Below are 17,400 nucleotides of genomic sequence, written 5' to 3'. Positions count from 1 at the left end.
CCGGCGCCGGCTTCGTCGTCGCCATCTGCGGCGAGATCATGACCATGCCCGGCCTGCCCTCGAAGCCGTCCTCCGAAAACATCCGCCTCAACGAACAGGGCCAGATCGAAGGACTGAGCTGAGGCAGGGATCAGGTTCCGGCCGGACCGCCCAGGTCCGGCCGGGCCATTTGGCACTATGGCGGCGCTGACCGGCTCCGCTATCGTGCAAGGCGCGGAATGCAAGCATTCCGGGGCGCTGGCTTGCCCTTTGCTGAAGGGTGGTTAGTTGCCTGGCAGTAAAGTTTGTTGAATTTTGGTATTGCCCTTGGGGCAGGAGTTGGTCCATTATGCGGCCAACAAAGAATAGCCGCCTGGTACAGCACCGCTGATCTGGCGCGCGAGGGAAACGGAGGAGTATATCGATGACTGCGACTTGGCGCTTTTCGACTTTGGCCGATCGCCACCGCGCTCTTGGTTCCAAGCTGGAAGACTGGAGCGGCATGGGTACCGCATGGACCTATGACAAGGATGCGGACGAGGAATATGTCGCCATCCGCACCAAGGCCGGCATCATGGACGTCTCGGGCCTGAAGAAGGTCCATATCACCGGCGCCCACGCCGCCCACGTCATCGATCTCGCCACCACCCGCGATGTCGAGAAGATCTATCCCGGCAAGTCCGTCTACGCCTGCATGCTCAACGATGCCGGCAAGTTCACCGACGACTGCGTAATCTACCGCATCTCGACGAATTCCTGGATGGTCGTCCATGGCTCGGGCTCCGGCCATGAGGAACTGACCCGCGCAGCCCATGGCCGCGACGTGTCGGTCCGTTTCGACGACAATCTGCACGACCTGTCGCTGCAGGGCCCGGCCGCGGTCGACTACTTGGCCAAGCACGTGCCGGGCATCCGCGACCTCAACTACTTCCATCACATGCAGACGCAGCTCTTCGGCTTCCCGGTGATGATCTCGCGCACCGGCTACACCGGCGAGCGCGGCTACGAGATCTTCTGCCGCGGCCAGGACGCGCCGGCGATCTGGGACAGGATCGTCGAGGAAGGCAAGCCGATGGGCATCATCCCGACGCGCTTCACCACGCTCGACATGCTGCGCGTCGAAAGCTACCTGCTGTTCTATCCCTACGACAACTCGCAGAAGTACCCGTTCGAGAACGAAGGCCCCGGCGACACGCTGTGGGAGCTCGGCCTTGACTTCACCGTGAGCCCCGGCAAGACTGGTTTCCGTGGCGCGGAAGAGCACTATCGCCTCAAGGGCAAGGAGCGCTTCAAGATCTTCGGCGTGCTGCTCGACAGCGACAAGCCGGCCGACGAAGGTGCTCCGATCTATCGCGACGGCAAGAAGGTCGGTGTCGTGACCTGCGCGATGTATTCGCCGCTGGTGAAGAAGTCGATGGGCATCGCCCGCCTGGATGTCGACTGTGCCGTGATCGGCACGCCGCTTGAGATCCACAACGCCAGCGGCAAGGTCAAGGCGACGGCGCAATCGCTGCCGTTCGATGACCCGAAGAAGCTGAAGCGGACGGCGAAGGGCTGATCAAGTGGACGGGACGCCGGCGATGACGATGCTAAGTCGACCGGTCTACGGGACCCTTTCACCGCAGCCCGGCCGTAACCACCTGCTGATCGCCGACGCCGAAGGCGCGGCGGCGATCCTCGACATGGCGAAGTCCGCGCCTGACGGTTTCTTCGCCAACGCACATATCATGTTCGTCCCGGGCGAGACCGGGGCGAAATATGTCGAAGCGCTCGAGGCTCTCAAGCCCGCGCAGCTCTATGTCGGCCCTTCCTTCGCCGCCGCTTTGCCGCGGCTGCGCCAGACCTTCGCAACGGCCCATATGGGCCTGCGCATCTATCTGGCCGGTACCGAAGGGCTGATCGGCCAGGCCGAGCAGGTCGCCATGGAAGCCGGCTACGATCCCGCCTCGATCCAGACGGAGCATCGCGGTTCCCTGGCGCGTCGCGTCCAGTGCGTGCACTGCAAGGGCATCACCGAGAACGTGACGACGCAGCCCGCCAAATGCGCGCATTGCGGCCTGATCCTGCTGGTTCGGGACCATTATTCGCGCAGGCACGCCGCCTTCCAGGGCGTCTGCATCAATGCGGAGGACCCGTCCGACATCCCGCCGCAAGAGGAGATTTTCCGTTGAGCGCCGGAACAAGCAAGATCGACGTCACCGTCTCCGACGTCGTCACCGTGAACGATCTGGTCAAGCGCTTCCACTTCCAGCGCACGGACGGCGGCACCCTGCCGACCTTCTCCGGCGGCGCGCATGTCGTCGTCGAAATGCGCGACGAGGGACGCACCCGCCTCAACCCCTATTCGCTGATGAGTTCGCCGCTCGATACGCACGACTACACGATCAGCGTGCGGCGCGACGATGTCGGCCGCGGCGGTTCGCTGTTCATGCACCGGCAGGTCAAGCCGGGCATGCGCATGGTGATCTCCAATCCGGTCAACCTGTTCTCGCTCGATCTCAGGGCCAAGAAGCACCTGATGATCGCAGGCGGCATCGGCATCACGCCCTTCATGGCGCAGACGTCCCAGCTCGCCGGCGAGGGCGGCAATTTCGAGCTTCACTACACCTGCCGCACGGAAGCGCTCGGCACCTATTCGGACGTGCTGCGCTCCCGCTACGGCAAGCGCATCCACCTCTACCACGACGACCGGGGCGAGAAGCTGCCGCTCGAGGAGCTGCTTTCCTCGCAGCCGCTCGGCACGCATCTTTACATCTGCGGTCCGAGCGGAATGATCGACTGGGTGCGCAAAACCGCGCTCGCGGCCGGCTGGCCGTCCGAGACGGTGCATTTCGAGCACTTCGCGGCGCCGCAGCCCGGCAAGCCGTTCGACGTCACGCTCGCCGCCAGCGGCATCAACGTGCATGTCGGCGAACAGCAGAGCCTGCTGGAGGCGATCGAGGCGGCGGGGGTCGACGCGCCTTATCTTTGCCGCGGCGGCGTCTGCGGCCAGTGCGAGACCAAGGTCATCTCCTACGATGGCAAGTTCCTGCACAACGACCATTGGCTCTCGGAGGAGGACCACAAGTCGGGCTGCAAGATCATGCCGTGCGTGTCGCGCTTCGAAGGCAGGTCGCTGGTTCTCGAGCGCTGATCGGGCCCGGCGGGCCCGAAACCCGCCGGCTGGAGAATGAGGTGGGGGCGAAGGCCGTAATCCTTTCGCTCCGGGATCAGGACGACAGGGAGGAACAGATGGGAATCAATTTCAGGAAGGAATCGTTCCGCGACGATTATACCTTCAAGAACAGCCCGGAGCAGATAAGGCGCTTCCCGTTCCCCTTCCATGAAGACGCCTACATGTATTCGGTGAACATCGAGCCGCACGGATCCGGCCCGAAGGGCAGCGTCTTCGAGCACCCGTTCGACGTTGATGAGCACTACGTCTCGGAAATGCACGACCGGGCGCTGGTGCTGGCGGAGGACCCGCTGCGCTGCCAATCCCTGCCGCACATGACGCTGGCCGGCTGGGACCTTCTTGAACTGATCATGACCAAGAAGGCCGAAAGCTATCCGGAACTGTTCACGCTTACGCGCAACGGCGACAAGTGGCACTGGATCAACCGGCCGCTCGGCATCGACGACCATTTCACCTTCGGCGACGAATCCACCCTGCCTTACGGCCCGATGGAATACATCACCCGCCAGACTCAGGGCGACTTCGCCTTGCTCGACCAGCGCGACGGCAATCTGTGGATGGATGCCGGCATGGTCACCACGCAGGCCGACTGGTCGCTGGATTTCGACATCGGCATGAACTTCTTCGAGTGGCACGCCCCGGTGCCGCTGGCCCATGAGATGGGCATCTTCCAGCGTGCGCTGAAGTTCCTGACCAACATCCAGCAGGGGCAGCCCGCGCGCCGCCTCAACTGGACGATGACGATCAATCCGCGCCTCGACACGAGCCCGGAGAACTTCCACAAGTGGGGCACCGACCGCACGACCGTGACGCCGGAGAATGTCGGCGACAAGGTGCATCTGCGCGTCGAGCTGCAGACCTTCTTCCGCCTGCCGCGCTCCAACGGGCTGGTGTTCCCGATCCGCTGCTATCTCATCAAGATGGACGAGCTGGTGACGTCGCGCAAATGGGCGCGCCGCTTCCACCGCGTGCTGCGCGACCTGCCGAACGAGCTGGCCGAGTACAAGGGGCTGACCCGTTATCGCCCGACCGTGGTCGAATGGCTGTCGAAACATGACGACGGCGCGCCGACCTCGCCTGGTTTCGGCCCGGACTGATCGGCACCGCACCAACAGGATGACCTCTGCCGCCGGATCGGTTCCGGCGGCCTTTTTTCATCTCGCGGACGAGCGGACGAGATGAACTCGCTCGCAGATCGACGCTGGCCCGGCTATTTGTCGAGGCCCAGTCGCTTTCGAAGTTCCGCGTTTTCGCTGCGCAATTGCTCGGCCAGCAATTTCCTCAGGCGAATATTTTCCTGCTCGAGTCTGACCAGTTCCTTGAGATCGTCTTTTTGGCCTGAGCCGCCGCTCCTGGCGTTCTTCTTCCACTGGTAGTAGGTCTGTTCGGTGATGCCGGCCTTGTGCACGGCGTCTTTGACGGTGCTGCGGCCCCCGGCCAGCAGCTTCTCGATCGCGCCGAGCTTCTGCGCCCGCTCGTCCTCGCTGTAGTTCCTTCGGGCGGAGCCGGCCTTGCGCGCCTGCGCGCCCCTGGCAACCGTCGGCTGCGCGGTTTCGGCGCTTTTCGCGCGTTTCGGCGGTTTGGGTTTCTTCGGCACGTCCTTGGTCGTGTCTGCTGCCGCAGTTGTCGCGGCCGCGGCCTTAGCCGTCTCGGCGTCGTTGCTGTCAGGCATTGGCGTTCCCCTTAAAGGTTTGGAATTGCAGTTTTCTTCAAGTCTTCATGCTTAGTCAACATCACTGGCTGCCAGATGGTTCGCAAGTCTGTCATGCCACGCTTCTTCGAGCGCCATGACCTTTTATCGAACCTATCCCGCCGCGATGCGTTCAACCTCAAGGCCATTTCGCCTACGAGGAGAAAGACATGGACTGGAACAGGGTTGAAGGGAACTGGAAGCAGCTCAAGGGTAAGGCCAAGGAGCAGTGGGGTAAGCTCACGGATGACGATCTCGACGTCATAAACGGCCGCCGCGACCAGTTGGAAGGCAAGATCCAGGAACGATACGGCCTTGCCAAGGACCAGGCGAAGCGCGACGTCGACGACTGGTACAACCGCATGAACTGGTAAAGAGCCGTAGTGGACAGGGACGTTTCGACGGAGAAAACCATGCCCGACACAGCGCCCCTCGAGACCAGGCACGCGGATTATATCCAGGTGCAGTTGCGGGCGCTGAGGATGTTCATTATCGGCCTGCAAGACCAGAGGCTGGACGAACTGGATAGCCTGCTGTCGGTCGCGGAGTCGGTGACGGAGCAATTGCGATCGCAATTGCCGGGAGAAAGCCAGACTCCGATGAACTGACTGGCCGGGGCGATCCGCTCCGGCCGGTCGGGCGGCGGCTGTCTATGCGAATGTGTTCCCGCCCAGCGTGCGGCGCGGTCGGGCGCGCAGGTCAAATCAACGTTACCGAAAGGTCCTTTTCTGAAACAATGCGCGAGGTGGCTCCGGGCCATCCTCCCGGAATTGCTAATATTCTGGCGGCTCCGGCAGCGATCATATTTCGTGATCGCACAAGCGGCAGAAAATCGCCTAAGAGCTTGATTCAGCATCCTCTAGAGGTCATATTCCGCGCGCGCCTCTCCCTAGTTCGAGAGTGACCGCATTTTTCGGATGTCGCCCGCCTTTTGGGCACCCAGACATCTTGTGTCATATCGGCCGGCCCTGTTTCGGGTTTCGGTACGGCCGACCCCTGTATTTGGAGGCAAAATGGCTAATGCAACGCCCGTTCTGCTGCCTGAAGCGGTATTGAAAGCGATCTCGGCAGGCACGAACATCGTCCGTGCCTATAGAGAGCACCTCGGCTACACCATCCAGGACGTGGCCGTCACCAGCGGCCTGACCATCGACGAGATCGAGCGGCTGGAAGCCGGTCACCGTTTCGACAAGGGCTATCGCGACCGCGTCGCCCGCACGCTCGGACTGCCCGACGGCATCTTCGACGACCAGTCGGACATTCCGGACGCCGCCTGACGGCTCAGGCACCGCAGCCGCCGGTCTGGGCAAAATGCCCGCCGGTGGTGGATGCGGGCCGCACACCACATCCGCCATGCAGTGCATGGCGAGGTCTTTTCCCTTCGAGCAATATCGTCCTGAAGCGCCCAGATCGGGCGCAGCGTTGTTTACCCGCGATTTGGGCGGAAAACCGTTTCAGTGCGCCGCGACGGTCCAGAAGTAATAGGCGAGCGGGATCGCCAGCACATACATGCCGATGGACACCTGCTTCGCTTCGCCCGAAAGCACCTTCACCGCGACATAGAACAGCAGGCCGCCGGCGATGCCGGTGCCGAAACTGTTGGACACAAGCGTCAGCAGCACCATCATCAGCGCCGACAGGCCGTCGGTGAAGTTCTCCAGATCGACCAGCCTGAGCGCCGAGAACATCGACATGCCGACGAGGATGAGCGCCGGCGCGGTCGCGGCCGCCGGGATCATCAAGGCGATGGGCGTGAACAGAAGCGTCAGCGCGAACATGGCGGCCGTGGCCAGCGAAGCGAAACCGGTGCGGCCGCCGGCCTCGGCGCCGGTCGCAGATTCCACCAGCGCGGTGGCGGACGGGATGCCGAGCAGCGGGCTGATCGTGGCGGCGATGGAATCGACCAGGAAAGGCTTGCCGAGGTCTTCCATGTTGCCTTCCTCGTCCACCAGCCCGGCCTTCGCGCCCACGGCCAGCGTGGTGCCGAGGGTGGAGAAGAATTCCGAGGCGAAAAAGGCGAACAGATAGGGGAAATACTGGATTTTCAGCGCGCCGAGGAAATCGAGCTGGAAGGCCGTCGTCTCGATGCCGTGCGGCATGCCGAAGAAGTTTTCCGGGATTTTGGTGATGCCGAGCGGAATGCCCAGCAGCGTACCGCCCAGGATCGCCCACAGGATCGGGCCGGGCACATTGCGCCCGCGCAGGAACACCGCCAGGAATACGCCGAACACCGCCACCAGCGCCTGCGGCGAGGCGAAGGAGCCTAGCATCAGCGCGTGGCTCTTGACGTTGACGTCCACCAGCCCGGCGTTCTTGAAGCCGAGCAGGGCGATGAACAGGCCGATCGCCGCGCCCAGTCCGAGCTTGATCTGCGTCGGCACCATGCGGGCGATCACCTGCCGAATTCCGAGCACGGTCAGCAGCACGAAGATGACGCTGGACCAGAATGCGATGGCTAGCCCCACCTGCCAGGGAATGTGCTCGACCGCCGCCATGGTCGGCCCCACCAACACCGAGCCCCCGATGCCGGGTCCGACGACGAAGGGCAGGTTGGCATAGAGCGCCATGAACAGCGTGGCGCCGACGATGACCAGTATGACCGCCGTGGTGGCCGCGGCGCGATCGATGCCGCCCGCCGAAAGCAGCGAGGGGATGACCACCAGCAGGTAGGCCGAAGCCAGGAACGAGGTGATGCCCGCGAGAATCTCCGTGCGGACATTGGTCTTGCGCTCGCCCATGCGGAAATAGGCGGTCCAGCCTTCGGAAACGGCGGGTTGCTGCCCGGATTGCTGCTTGGCATTCGCATCTGCGGTCATGTTCCAGCCTTTTCAGGTCCGCGGCGGGCGGATTGGGATTGCGGGGGTGGGGTCCGGCGCCTATTCGGCGATCACAAGTTCACGGATTTCGCCGGTGGTGCCGTCCGTCAGACCGAGGTCGGTAACGTGCGGGCCGGGGTTGCAGGCGAGGCTCGCACCGACCACCGCCTTGAAGGTGCGGACGGGCGGCTTCCAGTCGGCTATGGCGTCGGTGGCGGCGCGGAGCGTCGCGAAATCGGCGGCCACCTTGCCGGCCGGCTCGTCGGAAAGCAGCCCGCACACCGGCAGCGCCAGCAGCGCCGTCACCTTGCCGTTGGCGGCGGTGGCCATGCCGCCGCCGGCAGCGATCACGGCGTTGGCGGCGGCGGCCATGTCGGCCGGGTCGCGGCCGAAGACGGTGAGGTTGTGGCTGTCATGGGAGATGGTGGTGGCAAGCGCGCCCTGCCATTGCCCCCAATCGTCCAGAATGCCGACCACCGGCGTGGCGGGCCGGCGGCCGTGGCGATGGATCACCGCCATGAAAAGCTTGCCCTCGGGCAGCACAAGCCGGCCGTCGCGCACCTCGACCTCGGCCTCCGCCCATCTGGTGAAGCGCGGGCTCATCACCGTGTTGACGCGGGCATGGCTCAGGCCAGGCAGGGAAATGGCGAAATCGGCCGGCGCAAGGTGCGGCACCTTGACCGTGTCGTGATAGGCGTCGGTCGGGCGGGCGGTGCGCTGGTCGGTCAGCCTGCCGTCGAAGGCGACCTCGCGGCCGGAAGCGAACACGCGCTCCACGGCGACCTTTTCGAGATCGGAGAGAATGACGAGGTCGGCGCGACGGCCGGGCGCGACCAGCCCGAGGTCGTAGCGGTTCAGCCACATGGCGGCATTGAGCGTGGCGGCGCGGATGGCGTCCAGCGGCCGCATGCCGTAGCCGATCAGCCGGCGCAGCACGGAAGACATGGCGCCGTCGGCGACCAGATCGTCGGGGAACACGTCGTCGGTGCAGATGGTCAGCGTCTGCGGCACATGCGGCAGCCGGTTCAGCACCTCCACGGCGCCGGGCAGCACGTAATCGTGCGAGCCGCGCAATTCGATGGTGAAGCCGGCGCGCAGCTTCTCCAGCAGGTCCTCGCCGGAGGTGATCTCATGATCGGACTGGATGCCGGCCGCCGCGAAGCCCTGGAGTTCCGCGCCCTCAAGTCCGCGCGCATGGCCGCAGACGCGCTTGCCGCTGGCCAGCCCGGCGGCCACCACGCCGCGCATCGGCTCGCTGCGGTCCAGCACGCCGCGCATGTTCATCACCTCGGCGACCCCGGCGATGCGCCGCCAGCCCAGCATTTCGGCCATCTCAGCCGCGCCCACCTCGGCGCCCGCCAGTTCCAGCCCCGGCGCGGAAGGCACGCAGGAGGGCGCCAGCGTCAGGAAGCGCAGCGGCAGGTCCGCCGCTGCGTCGAGCGCCCATTTCACGCCCTCGAGCCCGACGACATTGCCGATCTCATGCGGGTCCCAGCACACGGTGGTCGTGCCCTGCGGCACCACCACCTCGGCATAGCGGCGCGGCGTGACCATGGAGCTTTCGACATGCATGTGCGTGTCGATGAAGCCTGGCGCGATGAGCCTGTCCGTGGCATCGACGATGCGTGCGCTGTCGCTACGCGTTCCGGCCGGATGGACGCTGGCGACAAGCGGCCCGACCAGGCCGACATCCGCCACGCGGATCTCGGACGTCGCGACGTCCACCACCCGCCCGCCGGTGATGAGCACGTCGAAGGGCTCCAGACCCTGTGCCGCACGCACGGCGCGGTCGCGCAACTCCATGTCGTCGAGATCGTGAGGTTCAGCGGACATGTCAGGCTCCAATAGCCGAAAGTGAGGATGCACCGGCTGCGGCCGGCGCGGTCGAAGCCCTGACCACCAGTTCGACCGGGAAGACGCGCGGCTTGCCGCCTTCGCCCACAACGAAGGACAGCGCGTGTTCGGCGATGGCTCCGAGATCCTGCCGCACGGTGGTGAGCGGGGGCGAAACGATCCGCGACCACATCAGATCGTCGAAGCCGGTCACCGACATGGCTTCGGGGATAGCTATGCCGCGCTGCCTGGCCGCTACGGTGAAGCCAACGGCGAGCGTGTCATAGGCGGCGGCGCAGGCGGTGAAGCGCGCGACGTCCGGCATGCGGCCGAGTTCCGCGCCCGCCTCGAAGGTCGGGTCGCTGTGATACAGCGACGGCCGAATGCTCGCCGCCTCGAATATCTCGCGCATGCCGCCCACCCGTTCATGCGCCACCAGCGAGTTGGTCGGCCCTGCGAGGATGGCGATCTCGCGATGGCCGAGATCGACCAGATGCCGTGCCGCCTGCCGCCCGCCGTCGCGGTGGTCGCTCGCCGCGACATTGCCCTCGGTCACGGCGCTGTCGATCACCGCCACCGGCACCGGCACGCTGCCGGCGGGAACGGTGGTGCCGCGCGTGGGGATGACGATCAGCGCGTCCACGCCGCGCGCCAGCATGTTGCGCAGCTCGAAATCCTGACCCTCGGCGGTTCCCAGGCTGTCGCCCAGGAGCACGGCGAAGCCGCGCCGCTTGGCGGCGCGCTCGATGGCCTGCGCGAAAACGGGAAAGAGCGGTTGGCCGATATTCGGCACCAGAAGGCCGATCGTGGCGCTCTTGCCGGTGCGCAGCGAACGCGCCGCATGATCGGGCACGTAATGCAGTTCTGCCGCCATGGCGCGGATCTTGTCGGCCAGTTCCGGCGACAGGCGGCCTTTGCCGCGCAAGGCGTTCGACACGGTGGCGCTGGATACGCCGAGCCGGCGCGCGATCTCGCGCATCGAAGGTTGACGGTTGGTGGTCACGAATTCAGCCCCGAAATCGATGGTTATACGATTAACCAATCTTCAGGCTGCGCACAAGGGCAAAATTCCGTTGCGTCACGAAGTACATTCGCGCGCCCGGCAAAGGTGGGCGATCCGGCGCTGGTCAGCCTGGCCTTGAACCGCCATGGCGCGTGAGAGCACGCAGGTCCGGGGCGCGGTTGCTGATGATGGTTTCCATCGAGAAAAAGCCGGTCACCGTCATCAGGTCGAAATCGGTGATGAGCTTCTGGTAGAACGCGTCGTAGCCGCCCATGCCGCGCGTCACCACCTTGATCAGATAGTCCCAGTCGCCGCCGATGCGATAGAAATCCGTGACCTCCGGCAGGCGCTCGACGTGCTTGCGGAAGCTGTCGGCCCATTCCTTGGAATGGTGGCGGGTGCGGATCATCACGAACACCGTCAGGTCGAGGCCGAGCGCCTCGATGTCGATGGCCGCATGGGTGCCACGGATCAGGCCGCTGGCGTTCAGCCGCTGAAGCCGGCGCCAGCAGGCATTTTGCGACAGGCCCACCCGATCGGCGAGGTCGCGCTGCGAGATCGTGCCGTCCTTTTGCAGGCAGGACAGGATGCGCATATCGGTTTCGTCTATTTTTTCCATTTCTTGGATCAAGTGACACAATTTCAGGTGAAAATTGCATAAGAAAGGTGAGGTTTCAACGCCTGTCGCGCAATAGAATCTTCGCCGAACCATTCCTCGGAGAAGACGATGACCACGACGCGCCCGCAGCAGACACAGTCCGGTGGCATGCTGGAGCAATTCCGCTGCGGCCTGGCCGCACCCGATGCGGTCGCCGCGTTGCGGGCCGGGCTGGTCGGCAAGGGTGCGAGCATCGAAGGACCGTTCGGCGTCAAGGAACTGCTCTATGCCGACTACGTCGCCTCGGGCAGGGCGCTGATGCAGGTGGAGCGCTTCATCCTGGAGCAGGTGCTGCCGTTCTATGCCAACAGCCACACCGAAGCGTCCTACTGCGGCGGCTTCATGACCAGGCTGCGCCGTGAGGCACGCGCGGCCATTGCCGCCTGCTGCGGCGCGGGACCGGAACATGCCGTCATCTTTGCCGGTTCCGGTGCGACTGCCGGCATCAACCGGCTGGTCAAGCTGCTGGGCGTCGCCGATGCGGTGGCCGAGGGGCGGCATGTCCGCATCCTGATCGGCCCTTACGAGCACCATTCCAACATATTGCCATGGCGCGAGAGCGGGGCCGAGGTGCTCGAGATCGCAGAGGTCGCGAGCGGCGGCCCCGACCTTGCCATGCTCGGCGAGGAATTGCGGGTTCCGGCCGACCTCACCGTCTGCGCCTTCTCCGCCGCCTCCAACGTCACCGGCATCGTTACCGACGTCGCGGCGGTGACCAGGCTGGCCAAGGCGGCGGGCGCGAAGATGGTGTGGGATTATGCCGGCGCAGGACCCTATCTGCCCATCACAATGTATCCCGCCGGGGCAGGCGGCGATGGCATCGACGCCGTGGTGGTCTCGCCGCACAAGTTCATCGGCGGTCCCGGCGCGTCGGGCGTGCTGATCCTGCGCCGCGACGCGGCCGTCACCGCCAAGCCGTCGTGGCCGGGCGGCGGCACGGTCAGGTTCGTCTCGCCCGACGGCCACGACTACAGCGACAGTCTCGAGGCGCGCGAGGAGGCGGGCACGCCCAATGTCGTGGGCGACATCCGCGCCGCGCTCGCTTTCCTGGTCAAGGACGCCATCGGCGCCGAAGCCATGCAGGCGCGCAACGATGCGCTGGCCCGCCGCGCCATAGCCGCCTGGAAGGGCGTGGCGCGGCTGGAAATGCTCGGCTCGCTGGATGCGCCGCGCCTGCCGATCTTCTCCTTCCGCGTGGCGGACGGCAAGGGCGGCCATGTCCACCAGCAGCTCGTCACCCGCATGCTGAGCGACCGTTTCGGCATTCAGGCGCGCGGCGGCTGCGCCTGCGCCGGGCCCTATGTACATCGGCTGCTGGGTATCGATGCCGCGGAATCGCAGAGACTGCGGCAGGCCATCCTGTCCGGGCAGGAAATGCTGAAGCCGGGCTTCACCCGGTTGAACTTCAGCGTGCTTTTGTCGGACGCGGAGGTGGAGTTCATCCTGGGTGCAGTGGCGCAATTGGCCGCCGACGCGCCGCTGCATGAGCCACTCTACGACTTTGACCCCGCCCGCGCCATCTTCTTCCCACGCGCTTCCGCCGGGGAACAGGCGGCCTGAACTACGCCTTCACGGCCGGCGATTTCAGGATTGCGGAGAAGCGTGGATCGAAGGCGCGGCTGATCGGTTCGCTCGCCGCGCCCAGCGCCACCGTCCACGGATCGACGATGCCCAGTTGCAGGCGCGGCAGCCTGCGGTCCGGCCGCTCGGCCAGCGAGGGCAGGAGCGGCTGCATGGCCTCGACCAGCAGACGGGCGAGCGTCGCCGGCGCGCCGGTGGTCAGCACCACGGTCTGCGGGTCGAACAGGTTTTCGATAAGCTGCACGCCCCAGCGCAGGTCCTCCGCCGCTTCCTCCACCCAGGCGCGCACGTTTTCGCCTTTGGCCGCAGCCAGCGCCTCCACCTTGGAACTCAGCTGCGGGTCGCCGGGATCCAGATTCAGACGCTGGTAAAGCGCGGCCAGCGAGGCGCGGTGTTCCAGCGGCGTGCGATCGGCGCCGCGGGGCGCCAGCAGCGCCATGCCGATCTCGCCGGCATTTCCGTTGCCGCCGCTGTAGAGTTCGCCGTTGAGGATCAGCCCCGCGCCGATGCCGTAGCCGAGATAGATGCACACGGCGTGGTCGAGGCCGTGTGCGGCGCCCACCATGCGCTCGGCGATGGCGCATGCGGCGGAGTCGTTCTGCAGGGAGACGCTGAGGCCGGTTCCCACGGCTAGCGCGTCCACCAGGGGAAATTTCTGCCACGACGCCATCATCCACGGATCGTCGTCAGACGTGTCGAGGCCGAACGGGCCGGGCATGGCGGCGCCAAGCCCCACCATGCGCTCCAGCGAATGGCGGCTGGCCTTTCCGAGCGCGTCGCGCACCCTGCCGACCAGCTCGAGCACGACTTCGATGCCGGCGTCCGGCCCGCCGGAGGGCAGGTTCGCCTCGGCGCGCGCCAGCACGGAACCGACCAGGTTCACCGCCAGCGCCCGCGTCACGTGCCGGTCGATCTGCAAGCCGATGCCGAAAGCGCCGTCGGGCACCAGACGGTAGGGCGTCGAAGGCTGCCCGCGGCCGTTGCGCACCGCTTCCTGCGCGGCCACCAGCCCGTCATGCTCCAGTTCGTCCACGATGTTGGACACGGCCTGCTTGGTGAGCTGCGTGGCGCGGGAAAGCTCGGCGCGCGACAGCGTGCCGTTGAGGCGCAGCGCCTCGATGATGACGCGGCGGTTATGCGCGCTGGCGCCTTCCTGGTTGGTGCCGCTCTTGGCTCGGATGGGTCGGATTTCGCTCACCGGCAGTTCCCTCTTGACTCCAAGAGAAGACTTGGCGAACTATTAAGTCAAGTGCTTTGACTTAATAGGCGTCCGGAACGGGAGGAAAGACAATGCCGAAGACGGTCACGGGGCTGAAATCGATTACGAGCGCGCTTATGGGCGCGGTCTTCCTGGGCGGGCTTGCCGTTCCCCAGGCATTGGCCGAAACCAAGATCAACGCGCTGTTCATGGCGCAGGCCGCCTATAGCGAGGCCGACGTGCGCGCGATGACGGAGGCCTTCACCAAGGCCAATCCCGACATCAGCGTGAATCTGGAATTCGTGCCCTATGAAGGCCTGCACGACAAGACCGTGCTGGCGCAGGGTTCGGGCGGCGGCTACGACGTGGTGCTGTTCGACGTCATCTGGCCGGCGGAATACGCAACCAACAAGGTGCTGGTCGACGTCTCCGGCAAGATCACGGACGACATGAAGAAAGGCGTGCTGCCGGGTGCCTGGACCACGGTGCAGTATGACGGCAAATATTACGGCATGCCGTGGATTCTCGACACCAAATACCTGTTCTACAACAAGGAAATCCTGGAGAAGGCCGGCATCAAGAACCCGCCCAAGACCTGGGACGAACTGACCGAGCAGGCCAAGACCATCAAGGACAAGGGCCTGATGGCCTCGCCGATCGCCTGGAGCTGGTCGCAGGCCGAGGCCGCGATCTGCGACTACACCACGCTGGTGAGCGCCAATAAGGGCGAGTTCCTGAAGGACGGCAAGCCGGCTTTCCAGACCGACGGTGGGCTGGACGCGCTGAAATACATGGTCGATTCCTACAAGTCCGGCCTCACCAACCCGAACTCCAAGGAGTTCCTCGAGGAGGACGTGCGCAAGGTGTTCCAGAACGGCGACGCCGCTTTCGCGCTGAACTGGACCTACATGTACAACATGGCCAACGATCCCAAGGACAGCAAGGTTGCCGGCAAGGTCGGCGTCGTGCCGGCGCCGGGCGTGGCCGGCAAGAGCGAGGTGTCGGCCGTCAACGGCTCGATGGGGCTGGGCGTCACCACCGCCTCGAAACACCCCGACGAGGCGTGGAAATACATCGTCTTCATGACCTCGCAGGCCACGCAGGACAAATATGCCAAGCTCTCCCTGCCGATCTGGGCGTCTTCCTATGACGACCCGGCCGTGACCAAAGGGCAGGAGGAACTGATCGCCGCCGCCAAGCAGAGCCTCGCCGCCATGTATCCGCGCCCGACGACTCCGAAGTATCAGGAGCTTTCGACTGCGCTGCAGCAGGCCATCCAGGAATCGCTGCTCGGCCAGAAATCGCCCGACGAAGCGCTGAACGAAGCCGCCGAGAACAGCGGACTGTAAGGCTCGGAGCGGGGCGAAGGCGTAAGGTAGATGTTTGTGTTACGACCCTTCGCCCCCTCTGTTTCGTATGCGGCGTCCCGCTTGCCGCTGAGCCGGTTGCGGCGGACCTCCTTAGGTCCTGCCGGATATCTCCTCCTCAAGGGGGGAGATCGGTTGGCCCGTCGGCGTTGGTCAATCGCCGACGTTGCAGGAGAGGCGACAACGCTGAAACTGCCAATCTCCCCCCTTGAGGGGGAGATGTCCGCCAGGACAAAGGGGGCTGAAAAGAGCCGCCCGCCTCACCATCCGTCCGCCCGGAAGGCTCTGCCATGAGCGGGAGCTGGCTGACGACACGCGCGTGGCTGCTGATGCTGCCGCTGCTCGTCGTCATGGTGGCGGTGATCGGCTGGCCACTGGTCGATACGGTCGGCCTGTCCTTCACCGACGCGAAACTGGTCGGCACAGCCGGCAATTTCGTCGGCTTCGATAATTATGCGAAAATGCTGTCCAGTTCCAATTTCCGCAACACGCTGGAGACGACGGCGATCTTCGCCGTGGTGTCGGTAGCGGCCGAAATGGTGCTGGGCGTGGCTGCGGCCCTTCTGCTCAACCAGCAATTCCACGGCCGCGCGGCACTAAGGGCGCTGATGATCCTGCCCTGGGCGCTGCCCACCGTGGTCAACGCCACGCTGTGGCGGCTGATCTACAATCCCGAATATGGCGCCCTGAACGCAGCGCTTACCCAACTCGGCCTGATCGACGCCTACCGCTCATGGCTCGGCGAACCGGGCACGGCGCTGGCCGCGCTCATCGTCGCCGATTGCTGGAAGAACTTTCCCCTTGTGGCGCTGATCGCGCTGGCCGCCTTGCAGGCGGTGCCGCGCGACATGACCGCCGCCGCCCTGGTGGATGGCGCGGGCCCTTGGGCGCGCTTCCGCTTCGTCGTCCTGCCCTATCTGGCGGGACCGCTGATGGTCGCTCTGGTGCTGCGCACCATCGAGGCGTTCAAGGTGTTTGACATCATCTGGGTGATGACGCGCGGCGGTCCGGCCAACACCACGCGCACGCTGTCGATCCTCGTCTATCAGGAAGCCTTCTCCTTTCAGCGCGCCGGCTCCGGCGCCTCGCTGGCGCTGATCGTCACGCTGCTGATCACTGTGCTGGCGGTCGCCTATGCCGGACTGGTCAGGAAAACGGCGGGGAGCGCGGGTTAGCCCATGAACACGGTCGCCGCCATGTACCCCCTGCTGTCCTGCCGGACCCGCGATCGCAGCGGGAAGGGGACCTGATGGAACGCAGGAGCCTCGCCTTCACCTTCTTCATCTACGCCGCGGCGCTGCTGATGGCCGTGGTCATCCTGGCGCCGCTGGCCTGGCTGTTCGTGATGAGCATTTCGCCGGCCGCCGACCTTGCCGCCAAGCCGCTGCGCTGGTGGCCGCATACGGCGGATTTCTCGCGCTACAGGCTGCTGCTCTCCACCGCCGAGAACAGCGCGGGCGCGGCCTTCACCGCATCGCTGCGCAACAGCATCGAGGTGGCGGGCATGGCAACGCTCGCGGCGCTGGCCGTCGCCGTGCCCGCCGGCTGGGCGGTGTCGCGCACGCCCTCGGTCGGCTGGTCGCTGTCCATGGTCATCGCCACCTACATGCTGCCGCCGGTGGCCCTGGCCGTGCCGCTCTATATGGGGCTGGCCCATCTCGGCCTGCTCAACAACGTGTTCGGCCTGGCGCTGGTGTATCTCACGCTGCTCGCCCCTTTCACCACCTGGCTGATGAAGTCCGGCTTCGACACCATCCCGCGTGAGATCGAGGCGGCGGCGATGATCGACGGCGCCAGCCTGTTGCAGACCTGGCGCATCCTCACCCTGCCGCTGTCCGCGCCGGTTGTGGCGACCTCGGCGCTGTTCGCCGTATTGCTCGCCTGGGACGAGTTCTTCTACGCGCTTCTGTTCACGTCGGACCAGCGCGCCAAAACGCTCACCGTCGCCATCGCCGATCTCGCCGGCGGGCGGGTGTCCGACTATGGGCTGATCGCGACGGCCGGCGTGCTCGCCGCCCTGCCGCCGGTGGTGATCGGCCTGTTCATGCAGCGCGCGCTGATCTCCGGCCTGACCAGCGGGGGCGTGAAGGGATAATTTTT

The 17,400-nt window shown here is 65.3% G+C and carries 18 protein-coding genes; 12 read left to right on the top strand and 6 right to left on the bottom strand.

What is annotated here, in order from left to right; all coding sequences use genetic code 11:
- The 5 genes from QU595_RS29380 to QU595_RS29360 all read left to right on the top strand — a co-directional run.
- Window positions 1-122 (top strand): formate--tetrahydrofolate ligase (locus QU595_RS29380; protein WP_315925732.1); only part of this gene is annotated, 122 nt, incomplete at its 5' end.
- 281 nt (window positions 123-403) lie between these two features.
- A complete protein-coding gene (locus QU595_RS29375) occupies window positions 404-1,537 on the top strand; it encodes an aminomethyltransferase family protein (RefSeq protein WP_315928738.1) in 1,134 nt (377 codons plus the stop codon).
- Window positions 1,538-1,559: 22 nt separating this feature from the next.
- Window positions 1,560-2,150 (top strand): dimethylamine monooxygenase subunit DmmA family protein, encoded by a 591-nt coding sequence (locus QU595_RS29370; protein ID WP_315928736.1) that lies wholly within the window; start codon window positions 1,560-1,562, stop codon window positions 2,148-2,150.
- The gene (locus QU595_RS29365; RefSeq protein ID WP_315928734.1) at window positions 2,147-3,112 is read left to right on the top strand and encodes a PDR/VanB family oxidoreductase; all 966 of its coding nucleotides are present in this window, start codon (window positions 2,147-2,149) and stop codon (window positions 3,110-3,112) included. The genes QU595_RS29370 and QU595_RS29365 overlap by 4 nt, the downstream gene beginning before the upstream one ends.
- A 98-nt stretch (window positions 3,113-3,210) precedes the next feature.
- On the top strand, window positions 3,211-4,251 hold the full coding sequence (locus tag QU595_RS29360) for a DUF3445 domain-containing protein (protein ID WP_315928732.1): 1,041 nt from the start codon (window positions 3,211-3,213) through the stop codon (window positions 4,249-4,251).
- Window positions 4,252-4,364: 113 nt separating this feature from the next.
- Here QU595_RS29360 and QU595_RS29355 read toward each other — a convergent pair whose 3' ends face one another.
- Window positions 4,365-4,826, bottom strand: coding sequence for a transposase (locus tag QU595_RS29355; RefSeq protein ID WP_315928730.1), 462 nt, complete (start codon window positions 4,824-4,826; stop codon window positions 4,365-4,367).
- 188 nt (window positions 4,827-5,014) lie between these two features.
- On the opposite strand from QU595_RS29355, the gene QU595_RS29350 reads away from it, so the two are divergent.
- The 3 genes from QU595_RS29350 to QU595_RS29340 all read left to right on the top strand — a co-directional run bounded on the left by QU595_RS29350 (window position 5,015) and on the right by QU595_RS29340 (window position 6,121).
- The gene (locus tag QU595_RS29350) at window positions 5,015-5,218 is read left to right on the top strand and encodes a CsbD family protein (protein WP_315928728.1); all 204 of its coding nucleotides are present in this window, start codon (window positions 5,015-5,017) and stop codon (window positions 5,216-5,218) included.
- Between the two features lie 39 nt (window positions 5,219-5,257).
- Window positions 5,258-5,452: a hypothetical protein gene (locus QU595_RS29345; RefSeq protein ID WP_315928725.1), complete on the top strand. Its 195-nt coding sequence runs from the start codon at window positions 5,258-5,260 to the stop codon at window positions 5,450-5,452.
- Window positions 5,453-5,857: 405 nt separating this feature from the next.
- Window positions 5,858-6,121, top strand: coding sequence for a helix-turn-helix transcriptional regulator (locus tag QU595_RS29340; RefSeq protein WP_315928723.1), 264 nt, complete (start codon window positions 5,858-5,860; stop codon window positions 6,119-6,121).
- Window positions 6,122-6,298: 177 nt separating this feature from the next.
- Here the strand turns inward: QU595_RS29340 and QU595_RS29335 are convergent, their stop codons facing one another.
- The 4 genes from QU595_RS29335 to QU595_RS29320 form a co-directional block, all read right to left on the bottom strand.
- Window positions 6,299-7,660, bottom strand: coding sequence for an NCS2 family permease (locus tag QU595_RS29335; protein WP_315928721.1), 1,362 nt, complete (start codon window positions 7,658-7,660; stop codon window positions 6,299-6,301).
- Window positions 7,661-7,720: 60 nt separating this feature from the next.
- The gene (locus QU595_RS29330; RefSeq protein WP_315928719.1) at window positions 7,721-9,493 is read right to left on the bottom strand and encodes an adenine deaminase; all 1,773 of its coding nucleotides are present in this window, start codon (window positions 9,491-9,493) and stop codon (window positions 7,721-7,723) included.
- Window position 9,494: 1 nt separating this feature from the next.
- Complete coding sequence (locus QU595_RS29325; protein WP_315928717.1) at window positions 9,495-10,535, bottom strand: LacI family DNA-binding transcriptional regulator; 1,041 nt, start codon at window positions 10,533-10,535, stop codon at window positions 9,495-9,497.
- Window positions 10,536-10,620: 85 nt separating this feature from the next.
- Window positions 10,621-11,115: an Lrp/AsnC family transcriptional regulator gene (locus QU595_RS29320; RefSeq protein ID WP_410000597.1), complete on the bottom strand. Its 495-nt coding sequence runs from the start codon at window positions 11,113-11,115 to the stop codon at window positions 10,621-10,623.
- A gap of 108 nt (window positions 11,116-11,223) precedes the next feature.
- Here QU595_RS29320 and QU595_RS29315 point away from each other — a divergent pair, with 108 nt between their 5' ends.
- On the top strand, window positions 11,224-12,714 hold the full coding sequence (locus QU595_RS29315) for an aminotransferase class V-fold PLP-dependent enzyme (protein ID WP_315928713.1): 1,491 nt from the start codon (window positions 11,224-11,226) through the stop codon (window positions 12,712-12,714).
- Window position 12,715: 1 nt separating this feature from the next.
- Here QU595_RS29315 and QU595_RS29310 read toward each other — a convergent pair whose 3' ends face one another.
- Window positions 12,716-13,933, bottom strand: coding sequence for an ROK family transcriptional regulator (locus QU595_RS29310; protein WP_315928711.1), 1,218 nt, complete (start codon window positions 13,931-13,933; stop codon window positions 12,716-12,718).
- Window positions 13,934-14,070: 137 nt separating this feature from the next.
- On the opposite strand from QU595_RS29310, the gene QU595_RS29305 reads away from it, so the two are divergent.
- From QU595_RS29305 to QU595_RS29295, 3 genes are all read left to right on the top strand, one after another.
- Window positions 14,071-15,282, top strand: a complete 1,212-nt coding sequence (locus QU595_RS29305; protein ID WP_410000599.1) for an extracellular solute-binding protein — start codon at window positions 14,071-14,073, stop codon at window positions 15,280-15,282.
- Between the two features lie 308 nt (window positions 15,283-15,590).
- Entirely contained in the window at window positions 15,591-16,475 is an 885-nt protein-coding gene (locus QU595_RS29300; protein ID WP_315928707.1) for a sugar ABC transporter permease, read from the top strand.
- A 74-nt stretch (window positions 16,476-16,549) separates the two neighbouring features.
- Entirely contained in the window at window positions 16,550-17,395 is an 846-nt protein-coding gene (locus QU595_RS29295) for a carbohydrate ABC transporter permease (protein ID WP_315928705.1), read from the top strand.
- Window positions 17,396-17,400: the final 5 nt, after the last annotated feature.

It is taken from the genome of Mesorhizobium sp. SP-1A (assembly GCF_032460275.1).
GTDB lineage: Bacteria > Pseudomonadota > Alphaproteobacteria > Rhizobiales > Rhizobiaceae > Mesorhizobium.
The sequence above is the reverse complement of the archived record's forward strand: the minus strand, read 5'-3'. Positions and strand labels throughout refer to the sequence as shown.